Origin of the sequence: Algimonas ampicilliniresistens, assembly GCF_030159955.1 — a bacterium.
GTDB classification, from domain to species: Bacteria; Pseudomonadota; Alphaproteobacteria; order Caulobacterales; family Maricaulaceae; genus Litorimonas; species Litorimonas ampicilliniresistens.
Window position 1 is genome coordinate 606,717 of record NZ_BSNK01000001.1, and the last position, 18,430, is coordinate 625,146.

The 18,430-nt window shown below is 56.0% G+C and carries 20 protein-coding genes and 1 tRNA gene; 12 read left to right on the forward strand and 9 right to left on the reverse strand.

Annotated elements, in window-relative coordinates:
• Positions 1–108: 108 nt before the first annotated feature.
• Positions 109–963 carry a ThuA domain-containing protein gene (locus tag QQL54_RS02720; protein ID WP_284387275.1) on the forward strand — a complete coding sequence of 285 codons (855 nt, stop codon included), beginning with the start codon at positions 109–111 and terminating at the stop codon, positions 961–963.
• Between the two features lie 3 nt (positions 964–966).
• On the opposite strand, the gene QQL54_RS02725 is transcribed toward QQL54_RS02720, so the two are convergent.
• Entirely contained in the window at positions 967–1,908 is a 942-nt protein-coding gene (locus QQL54_RS02725; protein WP_284387278.1) for a mitochondrial fission ELM1 family protein, read from the reverse strand.
• Between the two features lie 9 nt (positions 1,909–1,917).
• A complete protein-coding gene (greA, locus tag QQL54_RS02730; RefSeq protein WP_284387280.1) occupies positions 1,918–2,400 on the reverse strand; it encodes a transcription elongation factor GreA in 483 nt (160 codons plus the stop codon).
• A gap of 250 nt (positions 2,401–2,650) precedes the next feature.
• Between greA and QQL54_RS02735 the strand changes: the two genes are divergently transcribed.
• The 9 genes from QQL54_RS02735 (at position 2,651) to QQL54_RS02775 (ending at position 9,399) form a co-directional block, all read left to right on the forward strand.
• Entirely contained in the window at positions 2,651–3,010 is a 360-nt protein-coding gene (locus tag QQL54_RS02735) for a hypothetical protein (RefSeq protein WP_284387282.1), read from the forward strand.
• A 187-nt stretch (positions 3,011–3,197) separates the two neighbouring features.
• Entirely contained in the window at positions 3,198–4,157 is a 960-nt protein-coding gene (locus tag QQL54_RS02740) for a P1 family peptidase (RefSeq protein WP_284387283.1), read from the forward strand.
• Entirely contained in the window at positions 4,154–4,633 is a 480-nt protein-coding gene (locus tag QQL54_RS02745) for a GNAT family N-acetyltransferase (RefSeq protein ID WP_284387284.1), read from the forward strand. Before QQL54_RS02740 ends, QQL54_RS02745 begins: the two co-directional genes overlap by 4 nt.
• 75 nt (positions 4,634–4,708) lie before the next feature.
• Positions 4,709–4,785 (forward strand) — tRNA-Arg (locus tag QQL54_RS02750).
• Between the two features lie 221 nt (positions 4,786–5,006).
• Positions 5,007–6,215 carry an acyltransferase family protein gene (locus QQL54_RS02755; RefSeq protein ID WP_284387285.1) on the forward strand — a complete coding sequence of 403 codons (1,209 nt, stop codon included), beginning with the start codon at positions 5,007–5,009 and terminating at the stop codon, positions 6,213–6,215.
• Positions 6,212–6,844, forward strand: coding sequence for a hypothetical protein (locus QQL54_RS02760; RefSeq protein WP_284387286.1), 633 nt, complete (start codon positions 6,212–6,214; stop codon positions 6,842–6,844). The genes QQL54_RS02755 and QQL54_RS02760 overlap by 4 nt, the downstream gene beginning before the upstream one ends.
• Positions 6,845–6,849: 5 nt before the next feature.
• Positions 6,850–7,158: a winged helix-turn-helix domain-containing protein gene (locus QQL54_RS02765; RefSeq protein ID WP_284387287.1), complete on the forward strand. Its 309-nt coding sequence runs from the start codon at positions 6,850–6,852 to the stop codon at positions 7,156–7,158.
• Positions 7,159–7,198: 40 nt separating this feature from the next.
• Positions 7,199–8,209, forward strand: coding sequence for a glycoside hydrolase family 16 protein (locus tag QQL54_RS02770; RefSeq protein ID WP_284387293.1), 1,011 nt, complete (start codon positions 7,199–7,201; stop codon positions 8,207–8,209).
• Positions 8,206–9,399 (forward strand): FAD-dependent monooxygenase, encoded by a 1,194-nt coding sequence (locus QQL54_RS02775; protein ID WP_284387295.1) that lies wholly within the window; start codon positions 8,206–8,208, stop codon positions 9,397–9,399. Before QQL54_RS02770 ends, QQL54_RS02775 begins: the two co-directional genes overlap by 4 nt.
• On the opposite strand, the gene QQL54_RS02780 is transcribed toward QQL54_RS02775, so the two are convergent.
• The 5 genes from QQL54_RS02780 to QQL54_RS02800 form a co-directional block, all read right to left on the reverse strand.
• Entirely contained in the window at positions 9,396–9,776 is a 381-nt protein-coding gene (locus QQL54_RS02780; protein ID WP_284387297.1) for a hypothetical protein, read from the reverse strand. The genes QQL54_RS02775 and QQL54_RS02780 overlap by 4 nt on opposite strands.
• A gap of 96 nt (positions 9,777–9,872) precedes the next feature.
• Positions 9,873–10,529 (reverse strand): hypothetical protein, encoded by a 657-nt coding sequence (locus QQL54_RS02785; protein ID WP_284387299.1) that lies wholly within the window; start codon positions 10,527–10,529, stop codon positions 9,873–9,875.
• A 1-nt stretch (position 10,530) separates the two neighbouring features.
• Complete coding sequence (locus QQL54_RS02790; protein WP_284387302.1) at positions 10,531–11,463, reverse strand: tetratricopeptide repeat protein; 933 nt, start codon at positions 11,461–11,463, stop codon at positions 10,531–10,533.
• A 2-nt stretch (positions 11,464–11,465) separates the two neighbouring features.
• The gene (locus QQL54_RS02795; RefSeq protein ID WP_284387304.1) at positions 11,466–12,167 is read right to left on the reverse strand and encodes a MerR family transcriptional regulator; all 702 of its coding nucleotides are present in this window, start codon (positions 12,165–12,167) and stop codon (positions 11,466–11,468) included.
• A gap of 75 nt (positions 12,168–12,242) precedes the next feature.
• Positions 12,243–13,364 carry a DsbA family protein gene (locus QQL54_RS02800; RefSeq protein WP_284387306.1) on the reverse strand — a complete coding sequence of 374 codons (1,122 nt, stop codon included), beginning with the start codon at positions 13,362–13,364 and terminating at the stop codon, positions 12,243–12,245.
• Between the two features lie 106 nt (positions 13,365–13,470).
• Here QQL54_RS02800 and QQL54_RS02805 point away from each other — a divergent pair, with 106 nt between their 5' ends.
• The gene (locus QQL54_RS02805; RefSeq protein ID WP_284387308.1) at positions 13,471–14,592 is read left to right on the forward strand and encodes a zinc-binding dehydrogenase; all 1,122 of its coding nucleotides are present in this window, start codon (positions 13,471–13,473) and stop codon (positions 14,590–14,592) included.
• 4 nt (positions 14,593–14,596) lie between these two features.
• Positions 14,597–15,334 (forward strand): SDR family NAD(P)-dependent oxidoreductase, encoded by a 738-nt coding sequence (locus QQL54_RS02810; RefSeq protein WP_284387310.1) that lies wholly within the window; start codon positions 14,597–14,599, stop codon positions 15,332–15,334.
• Here the strand turns inward: QQL54_RS02810 and QQL54_RS02815 are convergent.
• Complete coding sequence (locus tag QQL54_RS02815) at positions 15,331–16,302, reverse strand: MBL fold metallo-hydrolase (protein WP_284387312.1); 972 nt, start codon at positions 16,300–16,302, stop codon at positions 15,331–15,333. The two genes, QQL54_RS02810 and QQL54_RS02815, sit on opposite strands and share 4 nt — an antisense overlap.
• The gene (gene parE / locus QQL54_RS02820) at positions 16,303–18,303 is read right to left on the reverse strand and encodes a DNA topoisomerase IV subunit B (protein ID WP_284387314.1); all 2,001 of its coding nucleotides are present in this window, start codon (positions 18,301–18,303) and stop codon (positions 16,303–16,305) included.
• Between the last annotated feature and the right edge of the window lie 127 nt (positions 18,304–18,430).

An 18,430-nucleotide genomic window follows, 5' to 3' on the forward strand; every position in this document is an offset into this window, starting at 1 on the left:
GGTTTGAAATAGGGTGCGCAGCGAGGCGTCGCAAGCGCAGGGCAGGGTTGAGCTGTCACCTTCCTGTGAGTGGTTGCGTGACCAAGGGGGTTTTGGGTAGGGTATGGTATGCGCCCATTCAATCCGACCCTTCTAATCGCCACGCTCCTGCTGATGGGATGTGCCACAAGCGTAAGCTCTGCCCCAATGGTTTCTAAGCCAGCGCCCATCCCGACGGAGCATATGCCGCAACCTGCCATGCTGATCTATTCAGACACGGCTGGGTGGCGTCACGAAGAGGGGATTGCCGGGGGCAACGTTGCGCTCATGGAAATCGCTGGAGACAAAGGTCTCGGTTATTTTACGACACAGCACTCAGAAATATTCAATGCAGAGACATTGTCTCGCTTTGATCTCATTGTTTTCAACAGTGCGACGGGCGACTCATTGAGCGCGGATCAAAAAGCCGCTTTTGAAGCATGGCTGGCCGATGATGGCGCGGTCATCTTGATCCATGGCAGCATCGATGCCAGCCAGAGCGACTGGTCATTCTATCAGGACGAGATGGTCGGCCCACACTTTATCTCGCACCCGATGGCGCCACAGTTTCAGGCCGCCGACATTGTCGTTCTGAATACGGGTCACCCCGTGATGGCGGGTTTGCCCGATCGGTTTTCCGCGACGGATGAATGGTATTCGTTTGATGGTGTTCCAGATGATCGTTTCGTTACACTCGCGGGTCTGGACGAGACGACCTATGATCCGCGCAACACGGTCTATGGGGTCGAAGATTTGCGCATGGGCGATCAGCCGGAAGACCATGCGATTATTTGGGCGCGCTGCCTACCAGATGGCGGTCGTGTCGTCGCCAGCGCACTGGGTCATACGATTGAGAGTTTTAAGGCAACCGAGCATCGTCAACTCTTGAGCAACGCCATCGACTGGACCCGGCGGGCCGGCGAAGATGCTGTGGGTTGTGAATAGGCGCTAGCGCATTCGTTCTAGGACTTTTTCTGCAATCCGACTGGTTTCGTCCAGGGCTGGATAGGGCTCAATGTCGAGCTTGTTGTCCCATCGTTTGACCCCGCACCGCGCCCCAAGCGCATCATAGAGTTGCTGGAATTTGCCGGGCTTGCCGTCCATGGGTAGCCGGTAGACAGGTTTCCCTGTCGCGCAGGCTTCCGTCAGCATATTGGTGCTGTCTTCCGTCACAAACAAGACGTCGGCGGCACCGAGAAAGGCGAAATACGGGTTCGCCCCCGCGCTATCAGGCGTGTGAAGCCAAGTAGAAGCGTCGTCGCTCGCGAACTTTTCCCAAGCCACGCGGGCCGTATCCGGCGTGCGGCGCGATGTTGTGATCAGAAGGTTGTAACCCCGATCCCTTAGAGTTTTTGCGGCGCTCAGATGGGTTTGGATGATCTCAGTGCCCATAGCGTGGGTCTGGCTAGGTCCACCGATTGCAAACAGGGCGCGCGGCATTGGCAGGCGTTTGAGATGGTCAGTCTCGACCAGCGTGCCCGTGATAATCCGGTCCCGCGTAATACGGTTGGGCGACCCGATCATGGTTTCGACACAAGGGTCGCTTAACTCATCATGTTCCGGCGCAATGACCAGGTCAAAGCGCGATGGATCCGTCCGGGGGTCTTGAATGAAAGTTGTGAAAGCGGGGCGGCCGCTACGGCGCAACGCGATCAGCGGTGCAATTGCCTGCCGCCCACATCCGATAACAAGATCGGCTTCCGGTAATCCGAAGTCCCGGGTCAGAGCAAGCTGTAGCGATGGCGGTAGGGCGGCGAAAACCGAATTGTGCGACAGTGTATGGGTCGCGACTTCGCAATGATCCTGAGCCAGCCTAGCGATGGCTTCCGCCAACCCCAGCGCCTGATTCTCGATCCCGCGCCGACCATCAGTGACGACGAGGATTCGCATGCTCAGAGTTTATCCAGCTTTCGGGTAACTGATATCGAGGATTTCGTAGCCTTTGGCACCGCCGGGCGCGACAACCTCGAATGGATCACCGACTTCCTTGCCAATCATGGCGCGTGCAATCGGGCTGGTGTTGGAAATCTTGCCGTTTTTTACGTTGGCCTCGTCTTCGCCCACAATCTGGTAGGCAGACTCTTCATCCGTATCTTCGTTGACGATTTTGACGACGGCCCCGAATGTCACCCGATCACCCTTCAGGTTTGACGTGTCGATGACTTGAGCCAAGGAGAGCTTTAGCTCGAGTTCTTGAATACGGCCTTCAATGAAGCCCTGCTTTTCTTTGGCGGCATGGTATTCCGCGTTCTCAGACAGATCACCGTGATCGCGCGCGACAGAGATCGCTTGGATTATTTCCGGACGTTCTGTTGATTTGAGATGCTTTAGTTCCACTTCCAGTGCGGCGTGGCCCTCAGGTGTCATCGGATATTTCTGCATAATCGGGTCTCTCGGACGGTGAATTGGCAGAGCAAGTGTCCAACGGACACCAATGCAAGCCGAAGACATTTAGAAGATTTTAGAAGCGAATCAAGACTTTGCCTCCGCAATAAAAGGAGATCACGCAAACATTATCGTTTTTCAATAAATCTTTTATTGCTTAACGACGGTTGTCGTCGTAATCATAGGGCAGACATCAGGGACGGTGCCACGATCCTGATGCCACGTGGAGACGAGAAAAGGAGACCCTATGTCCCGCATTAATACCCAGAAAACTTTATCCCGTAGTGCGTTTGCGCTTGCTGCAGCCCTCAGCTTGGCTGTTGTGCCAATCGCGGCCCAAGCAGCGGCTACGACTGTTGAAGTCAGCGCTCGCTCTTACGGCGAAAAAGTGACGTTTACCTACGTTATGGACGAAATGGATACCGATGAAGCTGCAGCCGAAATGTACAAGGCGATGGCGCGCAAAGCGGACGTCGCATGCAAAAAAGATATTCCGCGCAGTCTCGGCCGGACAGTGAATAAGAAACGCTGCACAAAACAGATTCTCAACGGATTTGTGAAGGACCTCGATAATGATCGGATCTCTGGTTTGCACAAAGCAAGCTAGTCACCGGAACGTCTAAGGTCTGAAAAAGCGAAGCGGCGGGAGTGCCATCCCGCCGCCTCATGTTCGGTTCCATTCTTCGAAAGGAGACGAGAAAAAGAGACGAACGCTTCTTTTGTGAAAATTCTGACATGAAGAGTCAAGGTTAGACCGCGTTGCGCGCAAGCGACTGCGCGCTTACACCGCATGAATGACGACCGCGACACACACGATACTGCCTATATCCGGTCTGCGGATCGGACACGCCCATGATGAGACCGTTCGCACGGGTGTCACCGTTATCGTTCCGGATGCGCCGTCGCTCTGTGCCGTCGATGTTCGGGGCGGAGGTCCCGGAACCCGAGAAACCGACACACTGGCGCTTGGCGGACTTGTCGATCGCGTTCACGCCATCGTTCTATCAGGCGGGTCAGTCTATGGTCTTGCCGCAGCCGATGCTGTGTGTGCCGAATTAGGCGCAAAAGGCGTTGGTTTCGTCGCTGGTCCACCACCTATTCCCGTGTCGCCAATCGTCCCGTCTGCTATTCTATTCGATAACGCCAATGGCGGAGACAAGAGTTGGGGACGGACACCGCCTTACCGGTCACTAGGGCAGACAGCGCTCGAATCTCTGTCACAGGATACGGCCGAAGGTCGTATTGGGGCAGGATATGGCGCGACAGCGGGCCTACATCCGGGCGGTTTTGGCATTGCTACTGAGGTCGTTGATGGAACGACTATCTGTGCCTTGATCGCGGCGAATCCCGTTGGATCGCCCTATTTGCCGGGTACGGACGTACCGCAGGCGTGGATATATGAACAAGATGAAGAGTTTGGCGGTACGCAGCCCCCTATAGATTATCGTTGGGGCGCCCCGACGGATACGAAACTAGCCCGCTTCGCGGCACCGGGACAGAATACGGTCATCGGTGCAGTCGTTACAGATGCGGCTCTTTCGCCGTCGGATCTTAAGCGTCTCGCGATTATGGCCCAGGACGGGCTCGCTCTGTCAGTACAGCCTTCGCATACGCCGCTCGATGGCGACACGCTCTTTGCGCTTTCTGTCGGCGACCGTTCCGTCGATGGCCCGGCAGATCTGTCCTGGCTGGGGGCTGCGGCTGCTCGCGCTGTTGCGCGAGCTTTGACGCGAGGCGTGCTGGCAGCGCGATGACGCCGGCAGAGATTAAACCTCGGCACTACCCGGCCATCCTGCGCAGTAATGCGCGCTTCGTTCATTGGCTTTCGCCATTGGATGAGGGCGACCTGTCCGAATTGCAAAATCGCTCAGATTATGCCCGTCAGTTATATGAAGGTGAGGCGGCCATGTTCGCCTATGACGGCGGCTCCGATTATCGCCATAAACATGTCGAATGGTTATCCGCTCACCTTGATCGCTACCTTTATATAGATCGCATCATTGTCGGTGAAAGCGCACAAGGGCGCGGCGCCGGCCGAGCACTCTATAGCGATCTGGAGAATTTTGCACGCCAGGCTGGCCACATCCATCTCGCTTGCGAGGTCAATACCGCCCCTAATAATCCGGGAAGCCACACTTTCCATCTCAATATAGGCTTCACGCCGCTCGGCGACGCCGATTACGCTGACGGCCTATCCGTGCGGTACTATGTGCGAAAGCTGCAGGATTGAGGCGAAAACCCCTTGCAGCGCGCAAGCGAGCCGCTTAATGCCCCCCACTTCAAGCCCTGCACGTCAGGGTCGGATGCACTGGTAGCTCAGTTGGATAGAGCACTAGACTACGAATCTAGGGGTCGGGGGTTCGAATCCTCCCCAGTGCGCCATTCTCCAAATCCTCAGATAAATTGGAATCTTGTTCCGTTGTTCTTCGTGGGCGCGATCTGGTTGTTCCGGTTTCGTGTTTCGCAAGATCGGCAGGGTGCTGAGATTTTGTCTCACTACGATGTTTGGGCATGCGTGAGTCTAAATTAGCAGCTGAAACATAAACAAGTTTACAATATAAACTACTTTGGTTATGACGCCTCTTCAATTTGGAGGGGCAGTTATGTCTTATGTTTCATCAGCTCGTTTGCATGGCTTGGATGCCCTGCGTGGCGGGGCGCTTCTTTTAGGTGTCTTTTTCCACGCCGCTTTTTCCTTTTTGCCCGGGGATCAATTGTGGTTGGTGATGGATGTTCAGCGCTCCGCCAGCGTGAGTGGCGGGGCTTATGTCTTGCACATTTTTCGGATGACGATCTTCTTCGTGCTGGCCGGGTATTTCGGTCGTATGCAGACCTTTCGTTTGGGAACGGGGGCATTTTTGCGTGACCGATTGCAACGGATCGGAGTTCCGTTGATCGTGTTCTGGCCGATGATCATGGCCTGCATTATCGCTCTCTCTATCTGGGGCATGATCATGGCCAATGGCGGATCAATGCCAGAAAATCCGCCAGCCCCTCCGCCGCTGACACTCAAGACACTTCCGCTGACACACTTATGGTTCCTGTATGTCTTACTCCTTTTATACGGTGCTATGTTGGCGGGTCGTGGCCTTCTGTCCCTCTTGCGGATGAAAAGTGGGTTGGGAAAACTCAGCGACACTGTGCTGCGGTGGGTTGCGCCGATTGGCCTCTTGCCGCTCTTAATGGCGATGCCGACAGCTCTCGCGCTTATGAACCATCCGAACTGGCATCCTTTCTTTGGGATCCCGACGCCGGATTATGGTTTCGTTCCGGTCCGGGCAACGGTCATCGCCTATGGCGGCGCCTTCTGGCTTGGCTGGTTGATGCAGAGAGACCCCCAGCATCTAAGCAGGGCAACGAAGCTTTGGCCGGTTTTCCTCATCGGTGCTGTAGCGCTGAGTGGCTATTGCCTATCGGTGGTGGGGACGACCATCTCCTATTATCAGCCTCTGCCTGAAGAAGCGCAGCAGCTTTACCCGGTCGCTTATGCACTCTCTGTCTGGCTTTGGACCTTTGGTTTGACCGGACTATGTATGAAGATCTGGTCGAAGGAGAGCCCGGTTCGCCGATACGTAGCGGATGCCTCATATTGGCTCTACATAATCCATCTTCCGATCGTCATGGCGCTGCAGATCTGGGTATCGAAATGGGCATGGCCAGCTGAGCTGAAATACGTCACAATATTGGGACTCTCGATTCCCTTGATGTTGGTGAGTTACGAACTCCTCGTGCGTTACACCTTCGTTGGCGGATTACTGAACGGGCGAAAACGGACCCGTAAAAAGCGCAAAATCACGGAGCAGCCAGTATGACCCTTGATCCAAAAACGGCTGAAGCAGACCTCGCCTTTATGCGGGCACTCGTTGAAGATGACGGATCTCACAGTCGTGATTTTGGACTCATCTACATGTTCGCAGGAGTCCTCTATGGTCTTCAATGTTTTGCGAACTGGGCGCTTATGGTCTCAGCGACCGAGGTGTCGCCCCTTATTTGGATGGCGGTCGGTTGGGGTCCGACCGTCCTGTTCATAATCGTAATCAGCCACAATTCTTGGAAGAACCGGGCCGATCCATATGGATCAGGAACGACCAAACGGGCCGTGGGTGCGGCGTTTACAGGGGCAGGAATCGCCAATTTGATATTGGCGCTGATTTTTGGCTGGGTCGCCTACCAGAAGCGTGACTGGTCGATTTGGCTGTTGTTTCCCGTGGTTGTTTGTGCGCTTCAGGGCGCGATCTGGTTTGCAACGGCCATATTACGTCGTCACTTTTGGTACGGCGTGACAGCCATTGGCTGGTTTGTGTCGGCTATGGGTTTGGGTGTTTTGGTCGACCAAACACTCGACTATATCCTGGTGCTCGGTTTGGCATTGTTCGCTTGGATGGCTCTACCCGGATTTCTTATCTTGCGCTCAACCCAGCAGAGGACATCAAAACCATAACCTCTATGTCTGACCACGGGATCGACAAAATCAGCGACATTATCCACGGGCGGCTGCGTCTTGGGGTCATGGCTTTTCTAGCCAATGCCGAAGCTGCGTCTTTTACCGAGTTGAAAACGGCTCTGAGCGTGACCTCAGGAAATCTTTCGATCCAAATGCGCAAGCTTGAAGAGGCCGGCTACATCAAAATCGACAAATCGATTGTGGGTCGCAAACCTCTCACGACGATCCGGATGACCGCGGCCGGACGGAAGGCATTCGCAATCTATATCGAAGCCTTGTCCGACGTGCTGGGTGGTGCATTAAAGGGATAAGGCCCGTGCTATTCAGGCGCGTCGTTTGAGAGAGATCCGCATGAGAGCCATCATCTATCTGGCCGCGCTATCCATCATCCTTTCACTCAGCGGATGCATAACGCTCGATGCGGGGCCAGCGGACAGACCTAGTAGTGCTGATGACAGTCTCAATGACAGAGACTGGGCTTTGGTTTGGGCAGATGAATTTGACGGCAATACACTCGACCGGACTAAATGGGCGCCGGAAGTGTCCTGCTGGGGCGGCGGCAATCAGGAACGTCAGTGTTATGTGGATCGCCTAGAGAATGTCAGAGTGGAAGACGGCTATCTGCGCCTCAAAGCCGTTCCAGGTGAGCATTCCGGACCTAGTGTGCATATGGAGCATCCCGACTATCCGGGGGAGACGGTCAGGCAGCCCTATACGTCTGGAAAAGTGCGCACGCGCGACCTCGCTTCTTGGACCTATGGTCGGATTGAAGGTCGGATAAAGCTACCGACTGGGCAGGGTGCTTGGCCCGCTTTCTGGATGATGCCGCAATCTTCCGTCTATGGAGGATGGCCGCTTTCGGGCGAAATCGATATTATGGAAGCCGTCAATCTAGGTGCTCGCTGTGATGATTGCGTAGGCACGTCTCAAGAGAACCGATCTTCTGGTGCCATTCATTTCGGTCAGCGTTCTCCCAATAATCGCTATGTTGATAAACGTCGCCCGCTGGCGGCGCAGGCCGGACAGGCGGGTATACCGCGCGATCAGTTCCATATCTATGCTGTGGAATGGGGCGAGGGCCGTATCGACTGGTTTGTCGATGGGGAGCGGTTTTATAGCGTGAGTTCGGACCAGTGGTTCACCGATACTGTATCTAAATCGGACGACCCGAATGCGCCATTTAACCAAGACTTCTATGTCATGTTAAATTTTGCGGTTGGCGGCGCTTGGCCAGAAGGTGCGAATGAAGGCGGTATCGATGCCTCTACGTTCCCGGCCGAAATGGTTGTGGACTATGTGCGGGTTTATCAATGCCGTCAGGATCCTGACACGGGACGCGCGTGCATGGCCGCCGACATATGAAAGTTCTGATCGTTGGCGGCGGTATTGGCGGTCTGACAGCCGCGCTGTGCTGCGCGCATTTTGGACATGAGGTCATTGTGCTGGAACAAGCAGACGCCTTTGGCGAGGTGGGTGCGGGTATTCAGATACCGCCCAATGCGATGAAGGTTTTCGCCGCGCTCGGCCTCCAAGACCGTATCGCTCGCGATGCCGTTGAACCGGCCGCTATCCAAGCCCGAATGGGGAGAAGCGGTCGAGAGGTATTTACGGTGCCACTCGCGGCAGAGAGCCGTAAAAGCTGGGGTGCGCCTTATCTGCACATCCACCGCGCGGATTATATTGCCGCATTGTTCGAGAGCCTGCCGACCGCACCCTCTGTGCAAGTCAGGCTGGGCGAAGCCGTCACCAAGATTAATCAGGACGCCGCCGCTGTCACCATCACGCTCAGCGATGGATCGACCGAAACCGGCGATGTTTTAATTGGGGCGGACGGAATCCATTCGACAGTGCGAGGCTGGCTGCTGGGACCGGATCAACCTGTCTTTACGGGCAATGTGGCGTGGCGCGCGACTGTGCCAATGGAGGCGTTGGGCGATGCTGCGCCGGAGCGCACGGCTTGTGTCTGGATGGGGCCGGGGCGTCACGCCGTCACCTACCAATTGCGGCGTGGGAACATGGCGAATTTCGTGGGCGTGGTTGAACGTGATGAGCTCGTTGCGGAGGGCTGGTCAGAGCAAGGCAGTCAGGCAGAGGCGTTATCGGATTTCGCGGGCTGGCACCCGACGATCATGCGATTGATTGAAGCTGTTTCCGACGACGCGCTGTTCCGCTGGGCGCTTTATGATCGTCCGCCGCTTTCGTGTTGGACCGACGGACGCGTGGCACTGCTCGGCGATGCGGCACATCCGATGTTGCCCTTCTTGGCTCAAGGCGCGGCTATGGCGGTCGAGGATGCGTGGGTGCTGGCAGAGGCAATCAGCGATCCAGATCGGCCTGTTTTAGAGTCTTTAAAGGCCTACCAAGCGCAGCGCTTACCGCGAACATCGCGCGTCCAAGCAGGCTCCCGCGCCAATGCCAAGACTTTCCACAAGCGGACGCTACCAGCTCAGCTTATGGCATATGGTCCGATGTGGTTGGCGGGCCAGATCGGGCCGTCAATTGTCCGGGGTCGGCTAGACTGGCTCTATGGCCACGACGTCACGGGTGATTAGGTCGATTTGGAACTCCGCATAGCGAACAGGATCAGGCCGCAAGTCACGATCTCGATCAGGATAGGCTGTGCCGCGCCTACGCCGAAGCCTGACATCAGTCCATGAATGACCCGCACAATGCCTGTGATGCCGAATAGGCCGAGCGGAGCCCACAGCCAGGTCCGCTTACCCGCGAACAAAGCCGCGCCCACACCGATCGTGAAGACTGTGAAATAGGCTGTAAAATCAGCGTGTAATGTGGCTGCGCCGACCGGGCCTGTCGCAGTAACACCGCCAAGGACCTCCGCAATTTTCGTAGGGGCGAACAAGGCCATCGCTGACATGACAAGGCCGAGTAGGAAGGGCGGCACCAGCGCAAGCTTCTGAAGGTTTGTCATTATGTTCCCCGTTTGAGTAGTTCAGGGAACGCTAGCTAGCATGTTCTACTCTGACAATCATGGATCGGCCATTTCTAATGGATTGAAACATTGATGTCAGTCGGACGTCGACACCCGCTTCTTTTTCCAAGGATAGAACATGAGAGCGATTAAGGTTGGTGCGAGAATATTCAGCGGAACTGCAATCACGTCTGTCGCACCGTGAGTTGGCCCGGTCCATTCCAGTATCGTGACCCCAACGAGGTAAAGGGCAAACAATATGACTAGGCGTGTATTTGTTTTGGTCCATGCTGGGGTTTGGTCTTGCGGGCTCCCCGTCCTTCTATCGTAAATGATCCAACTGATAACTCCAAAGAATGTGATGCCGGTGACGAGGGGCGCAATCCAAGTTAAGTCCCAGCGGATCCCGCCTGTATCGCCGTGAAAGATAATTTTCTGCCCAGCGATGAAAGGCAGATAGAGCGCGTTTGCAAAAGGTATGGCATGCCAAATTACGAGGAGCGCTTTAAAAGGCGCGCGCGGATTTCGAAATCCCATCCATAAGATCGTGACGCCCAACGCGGCCTGATAAATTAGAAACAGATAGTCCCCGCTCCATCCAACGCCGCGATACATGGTATTGAAATATTCGTTTCCCCAAGCGTAAGAATTCTGCCCGGACAGTGTCCGCATCATTGGCAGCCACGTCGTCCAAAGGCCGAGCGCCGTCACGAACATGACAGTATTCCGAAAAATCAGTTTTCGACCTGTCATTCTATTCTCCTCTTCTTTCGCTGATCCGGGCAAGACCATCCTGCGCGCGCCGATTGTCTGGATCATCGCGAAGTGTGGCTTGGTACGCGTCGCTCGCTTTGTCGAAATCGCCACGACCCTCATATGTGCTGCCTATGAGAGCATTGGCTTTCGCAATCGACGGCAACCTCGGATGGTCGAGATGGCCACGGGCTTCAATAAACTGACGTAGCAAAGCTTCGGCTATGTCGAGTTCAAAGCCCCCATAAACACGTGTTGCTGCGCGCAGATATTGATGTTCAAGGACGACCCAAGCGTCAGGAGATAGATCCGGTGCCCAACTTGAAAGCTCTCGGTCAGCCTCATCCGTTCGGCCTGCTAGGATGAGGCGACGGGCTAGCTCTGATCGGGGCCCGTAATCGCTGTGGGCCATGTTTACGAGAGTTTGTAAGCTGGAAATGACGGCGTCCGGATCATTGCCAGAACGCGACAATGACAGCTGCATTTGCGCGGCGGCGAGTGGATCAATAGTCCGTAATTCCGCAATCCGGACGGCAGCCTTTTCGCGGCTACCACCGGCAATGCTTGGCGCAGCGATGAGGTACCCGATTTCTTCCGTTCGGGCGTCAACATTGTCTGGGTCAATGTCGAGCGCCGCCGCAATAGCGCGGCGGTATTTTTTCGACACTGATAGGGCCTTGAGGCCGCCGACCATATCGAGGCGGGCATTCAGAGTGGTCGCGAGAAGGAGTTGTGCTTCGACGCAATCGACTTCGCGCTCCGCAAGTTTTTCGGCTTGTTTGACGGCCGACTTCGTGTCTCCTGCCGCAATTATTTGACCAATTTCAACTGCATCGTTTCCAATTCGGTCGCAGTCGGCCGCAACCGCGAGGCTACTTGCCAAGAGGTAGAGAGTAGTCGTCAACGCTGTGGTTCTTAGGGTGGTTCTTAACATGTCTAACTCTCCTCAGTCTTGGCGCTGTCTTTAAGAGTCTCGCCAAGTCCGTGCCGGGCAATGTCTTGCAGACGGAGCCGTGCAAACAGGTAAGCGTGCCAGAAATTACCCCACTCCTGCATTTGATGGCTAATCAGGGCGGCTTGATCCGGACTTAGGCCAGATGAGACTGTATTGCGGATTTCCATCTCGCGTGCGGAGGCCCTGCGAAGTAAATCCGCGACATCTGATAGTGCCGCCACGCCGTTCGGAACTATCGATATGACCGATGCGAGACCGCGAACGACCTGTAAGTCCACCTCATTGAATAGTCGGTCGGCGCCCGACTGTAGTGGGACAAGAATGCTGGCGTCGATTAAGCGCTCTACAAGATCGGGCTCTACGTCTGCGGCTCTGGCTAACTCGCTAAGCGTGAGTGTGTGGTTTGAGATCGATCCGCCTTGTGCGACCGCACGATGAAGAGACAGGGCGACTTCCGGTTCGACGCCTTGATCAACTAACTCCAGAACACGTTTTAACTGTATGAGGGGTAGTTCGGGGGCCAGAGCCTTAATGCGTTTTAGCGCTTTCAGAGCATCAATATGATCGTGTCCGTAGAGCGCGGAGTTGGGCGTGGGCCGATGTGGCTCGGGTAGAAGTCCCATCTTTAGATAGAAGCGTATCGCACTGGCTGGAAGGTCGCAGGCCTTTTCAAGGTCACGCATTCGCAGTTTGTAATTCATAAAGTATGAATTACAGCTTTATACTTTATGTCAAGCCTTTCCGTGATCCGATCACAACTAGAAATCGTTTCGGAGAGCCTTCTCGACTACCCAAAGCCGATCTTGCCCCCAAGTCACGACGTCGCCAACGCGAAAGCTGGGGACGCCCCAAACGCCGTGGGACGTCATGTCCTGCCGGTTGGATTCGGCAACGGTACGCCAAGTGTTATTATCGAGTTGCGCTTTGGCGTCCGTCCAGTCGATGTCCGCCGCTTCGACAATACGTTTCAATCCGCGGTCACTTCCGGCGTCGATCCCTTCTGCCCAAACCATTCGTAGGAATGAGCGCGTGAACTCGAGACCGCGACCCTGCTCGATAGCCCAGTTCAGAACCGAATAACCGCGTTCCACTGGACGTCCGACGGGATCACTGACGCGACCGAACAAAATGCCGAGTCGGTCGGCTTCACGGGCCGTGTCTTGAACAATATATTGCCGCTTCTGTTTCGGGACGGGCAGGCTGCGCATCACCATCGGCAGAACGAAACGTAGACGAAGCTCAGCATCATAGGCTTTGGCCAGCTCTGCCACGCGCGATGCGACGATGGCCGTGTAAGGCGAGCGGAACGAGAGATACCAGTGCAGAACCTGACCGGACTGCCCCGACCCACTCGGCGTTACAGGTGGAGCGAATATCGGAGCCTTAGGCGCGCCGTCGCGGCGTACTCCAATGCCTGCCAACCGATCTTCAAGATAGTGCAGGCGGTCTAAGCCCCAATACCATTCACCGCCATAGTGGATCATTCCGCCCTGATAGTGACCCAATTCGCGTAAGCGCGCGTCTGCGGCTTCTGTACCAGTTGCGGCGGAGTGCGGGGTTAGATCGGCCTCAATTTCGGCTCGGCTTGCCAAGCGCAGCGCATCGATGGTGGCATAAGCGGCGAGGGCGTCTCGTTCCGGCGCGGCCCCATCATCAGGTGGGCTGACACTATGGGTGATGAGGTCGATATCATACCGCGCTTCTAGCTGTGGCAAAACAGCGCTCAAGAGTTGCGAGTAGGGATCGCTGGGGTCGAGAAAGGCTTCAATTTGTGGGCGGCCCTGCCGTTTGGCTTCGAAGCGGGCGCGATTTCGCGTGACCCGCGCCGGGCTCAATATCCGTTCCGCTATGCGGGGGACGATGTAGGATTTTAGGCTCACAACTCATCCATGACCGCTGGCAATGCGCAGGACAAGGGTAGAGGCGAGGCTCGCAAACCGCTAGGCGCAAGGCTGAATAGTTTAAAAGAGCCCCTAAGGAGCCCCCATGAGCCTGCCTAAAACCTACAAGACCCTGATCTCAACCGTCACAGAAGACGGTCAATTACGTATGGAAATGGTCGAAAAACCCATGCCTGTGCCTAAATCCGATCAGGTTCTGATCCGGGTTGAGGCTGCGCCGATCAATCCGTCCGATCACGGCGTCATGTTTGGCTACTCCGATATGTCCAAGGCCAGCAATGAGGACGGTGCGCTCGTCGCGCCTATACCGCCTATGGGCATGCGCATGATGAAAGGTCGTCTTGGCCAAGCGCTGCCGATTGGCAATGAGGGCGCAGGTACGGTTGTTGCGGCGGGCGATAGCGATGCAGCACAATCCCTGATGGGTCGTACAGTCGCAGCTATGGGCGGCGGTATGTACACTCAATACCGTGTCGTTCCAGTGATGCAGGTTCTTCCGATCAATGAGGGCAATACGGCGCGCGACGGTGCGTCTTCCTTCGTCAATCCGCTCACGGCTCTTTGCTTTCCAGAAACGATGCGCAATGAAGGCCATACGGCGATCGTGCATACGGCGGCGGCGTCTAATCTCGGTCAAATGCTGGTTAAGATATGTAAGGCCGACGGCGTGCCGTTGGTCAATATCGTCCGCAAGGACGAACAGGTGGCTCTGCTGAAAAGCATTGGCGCGACCCATGTGATCAATTCGTCCGACGATGATTTCATCCCGCAGTTGATCGACGCCGTCCATGAAACCGGCGCAACGCTCGCCTTTGACGCCACAGGCGGCGGACGTCTCGCTTCCGATATTCTGACCGCGATGGAAGGCGCTGCAGCGCGTACGCCAGGGGCTTATTCAATCTATGGCTCGATCCATCACAAACAAGTCTATCTCTACGGCTCGCTTGATCCGTCACCAACGATGCTGACGCGTGGCTATGGTATGGCTTGGGGTGTCGGCGGCTGGCTGCTGCCAAACTTCCTCGCCAAGGCCGGCATGGAAACAGCGATCCGTCTACGCCAACGGGTGGCGAATGAGCTGACCACTACTTTCGCCAGCACCTATACGGATGAAATCAGCCTCGCCGATGCGCTCAATGCTGACATCGTCGCACGCTATAATGCGAAGAAGACCGGCGAAAAATTCCTGGTCAATCCGCAGCTCTAGCTCTGTGAAACCACTCGCTGATCAACGCATCCTCGTGACGGGCGCAAGCTCGGGGCTGGGGCGTGCGTTGGCAGTGAAGCTGGCCAGTGAGGGCGCGCAGGTTATCGCCACGGCGCGGCGTGAGGATCGTTTGCGCGACCTCGCAGACGCACATACGGGCATAGAGCCGCGCGTGCTCGATTTGATGAATGCGGATGCGATTGCCGCGTTTTGTGCCTCCGTCGGTTCATTAGACGGTGCGGTGTTGAATGCTGGTGTCACGGCGGTTGAGCGGTTTCTAGATGGTGCAGACATATCTGATGCCGCGATGGTGGACACCAATATCATGGCGAATGTGCGGTTGGCGCGCGCCTTGGCCGAACCGCTAAATGGCGGACGGCTTGTCCTTGTTGGCTCGCTCGCAGGTCTGGTCGCGCTGCCCTATCAAGCCGTCTATTCAGGCACGAAAGCCTTCATTCAGAATTTCGGCTTGGCTCTGCGCGCAGAATGGGCGGGTCGGGTCAACGTTGGTGTGTTTGCGCCCGGCGGAATCAAGACAGAAATGACTGAAATCGAGGCGCTGTCTAAATTGCAGGGCGCTCTCGCCGATGTAGACACGGTCGCAGGGGATTTGTTCCGCTTCTATTGTTCGGGCAAAGCGCTCCGCGTACCGGGCGCATCAAACCGTGCCGCGGTCATGGCGGCAAAATTCCTGCCGCGTCCCTTGCTTTCGCAATTGATGAAGCGCGTTTATCGTCCTTAATCGAGGCAGACCCGTTCGCCGCGCTCGGCAATGTGGAATCCCATCCTGTGGACGGACTTACGCGCCTCAGAACCTGCCAGCCGCACTGGGTTCGTATGGTTGAGATGAAAGAACCGCACTTTGCGTTGCTCGCTTACGGGGAGGGTTGAAAACCGCTCCATCGAGTTTGACAATCGCGGATGTGGGATCGCAGACATATCGCGACCGGGCAGCTCATTATTATCGAAAAAGGTCGCGTCCAGATAGGCCACGTCGACCGCCGCGATCATGTCTTCAATGCGTTTTCCGTGTTCCATTTCCCAGCGGTCCCAATCATCAATATCGGGCAGGAAGAGAATACTGCGCGACGGTCCGTCGATGACATATCCGACAGTTTCAGAATATTCGTCGCGGTGCGGCACGCGGTGGGGCGTGACTGACAGCTTGTCTCTGAGTTGGACTGCGCTGCCATCTTGCAGCGGTTCAATCTCGATATTGTCATAACGAACCATCTGGTCCCACGGGCCATTCGCAGACAAATACTCCGCCATTCGCGGCATGGCATAGACGGGTAATCTGTTAGCGCCTGCGGACTCATGGCCGGCAAACATCAGACCCGCATAGTGACCGATATGGGCATGGGTGAGAAAGACGCCAGACAATCCGATCGGCATGTCCGCTTTGGCCGGACCTGCTTCTTGTTCCAGCAGATAGAGTTGCGCGCGAATATCTGGTGTGGCTTCGAACAGAAACCGCGATCCATCCTGGCGATCCATCAGAACGCCTGAAGCGGCAAAAAGTCTCTGATCGGGATCGGCCCAAGCGGGATCTGCGTGGCGGTCGATTTGCGGCGCGCCGCCATCCTGACCAATGCCGAGAACCATGAATTCGACATCGCAAGATGAGGGTTCAGGCGTGGATTCAGGGTCGAGCGTTGCGCAGGCCGTGGTTAGCGACAATAGGGCGGCGGCTAAGCAGGAACGCCGCATTTAGACCTCGACCGCATCCACAAACTGCGCGTGTTCTTGAATATATTCGAAGCGAAGTTCCGCCTTCTTGCCCATCAACGTGTTGATAAGCGATTCTGTCGTGACCGTATCCGCCTCGTCGATGACGACGCGAGCGAGGGTGCGGGTCGTCGGGTCCATGGTCGTGACCTTGAGTTGGGCAGGGTTCATTTCACCGAGGCCTTTAAAGCGACCAATGTCAACTTTTGTACGACCTTTGAACTCGGTCTCCATCAGCTCCGCGCGTTGCAGATCATCCAGCGCATAGACGGTCTTTCCGCCCGCGCTCATCTTATAAAGCGGCGGCATCGCCATATAGAGGCGGCCCGCTTCGATCAGGCCCGGTGTGAGGCGGAAGAAGAATGTGATCAGTAGGGCGGCGATATGTGCGCCGTCCACATCCGCGTCAGTCATGATGATGACGCGTTCATAACGTAAATCGTCGAGGTCGAACTTCTTACCGAGACCGACACCGAGCGCTGTGCAGAGATCGCTGATCTCCGCATTGCGCAGGATCTTCTCGTTGGTCGCGCTCTCCACATTCAGGATTTTACCCTTAAGCGGCAGGATGGCTTGCGTCTTGCGATTGCGGGCCTGTTTGGCGGAACCGCCCGCAGAGTCGCCTTCCACGATGAAGAGTTCCGTGTCTTCACTGCCCCGTTGGGAGCAATCGGCGAGTTTGCCCGGAAGGCGTAGTTTCTTGGTCGCGCTTTTACGCTTCACGTCCCGCGCTTTGCGGCGGCGCAGCCGCTCATCGGCGCGCTCAATCGCCCATTCTAAGAGCTTTTGCGCTTCGTTGGGACGCGAGGCGAGGAAATGATCGAACGGATCGCGCACGGCGCTTTCGACAATGCGCGACGCTTCCGTATTGGACAGTCGGTCTTTGGTTTGTCCCTGAAATTCCGGTTGTTTAATGAAGGCAGAGACGAGCGCACCGGCGCCAAACATCACATCGTCTGGCGTGACGTGGCTCATCTTCTTACCCATGCCCGTCAGCTCCGCATGGGCACGGAGGCCTTTTGTAATCGCGGCGCGGAAGCCTTGCTCATGCGTTCCGCCGCCAAGGGTCGGCACAGTATTGCAGTATGAGCGAACAAAGCTGTCTGCTTCCCCATAGCCCGCCGGGCTCCACGTGACCGCCCATTCAACGCGACCATGACCGCTATCCTTTTTGGAGCGACCGGAGAAAATTTCTGTCAGGGTCGGTTTGCTGCCGATGGTCTCGGTTAGATAGTCCTTCAGCCCATCCGGAAAGTGAAAGACGGCCTCGGTCGGGGTCGGGCTGCCCTCTTTAATCTTGGCCGGGTCGCAGGACCAACGTATCTCGACGCCTGGCTGCAGATAGGCTTTTGCCCGCGCCATCTGGAACAGGCGCGCGGCGCGGAAGGCGGCGGTCTTGCCAAAAATCTCAGGGTCGGGGTGGAAGCGCACGGTGGTGCCGCGACGATTATTGATCGCGCCGAGCTTTTCGAGCTTGCCCATCGCCTTACCGCGCTGAAACCGCATCCGGTAAAGCTGTTTGCTTTTCGCGACTTCAACTTCGAGGAAATCGGACAGCGCGTTGACGACGGACACGCCAACACCGTGAAGGCCGCCCGATGTCTCATAGGCACCGTCGCTAAATTTGCCACCGGAATGCAGCTCCGTCATAATGACTTCTAGTGCAGATTTATCTTTATATTTCGGATGTTTATCGATCGGGATGCCGCGACCATTATCAGTTACGGATAGATAGCCGTCTGCGTCCAGATGGACTTCGATGCGCGAGGCATGGCCAGCTACAGCTTCATCCATGGAATTGTCGATAACCTCGGCGAACAGGTGGTGCAGCGCGCGGTCATCGGTTCCGCCAATATACATACCCGGGCGCAACCGCACGGGCTCAAGCCCTTCAAGAACCTGAATGTCTTTGGCGGAGTAACTCGACTCAGCTGCGCCGCTAGTTGAATCAAGAAGCGAATCTGTCTTGCGAGCCGCAGGCATAGAGCTGTCCAAATCGGGGGAACGAAGCGTGAATCAGACCTGCAATATGAGCCTATTCGCCGTCCCGGCAAGGTCTAAAGGGTTAATGAAAACAAGGCGGACCTGAATGTTTTGTGGCTGTCTGTTC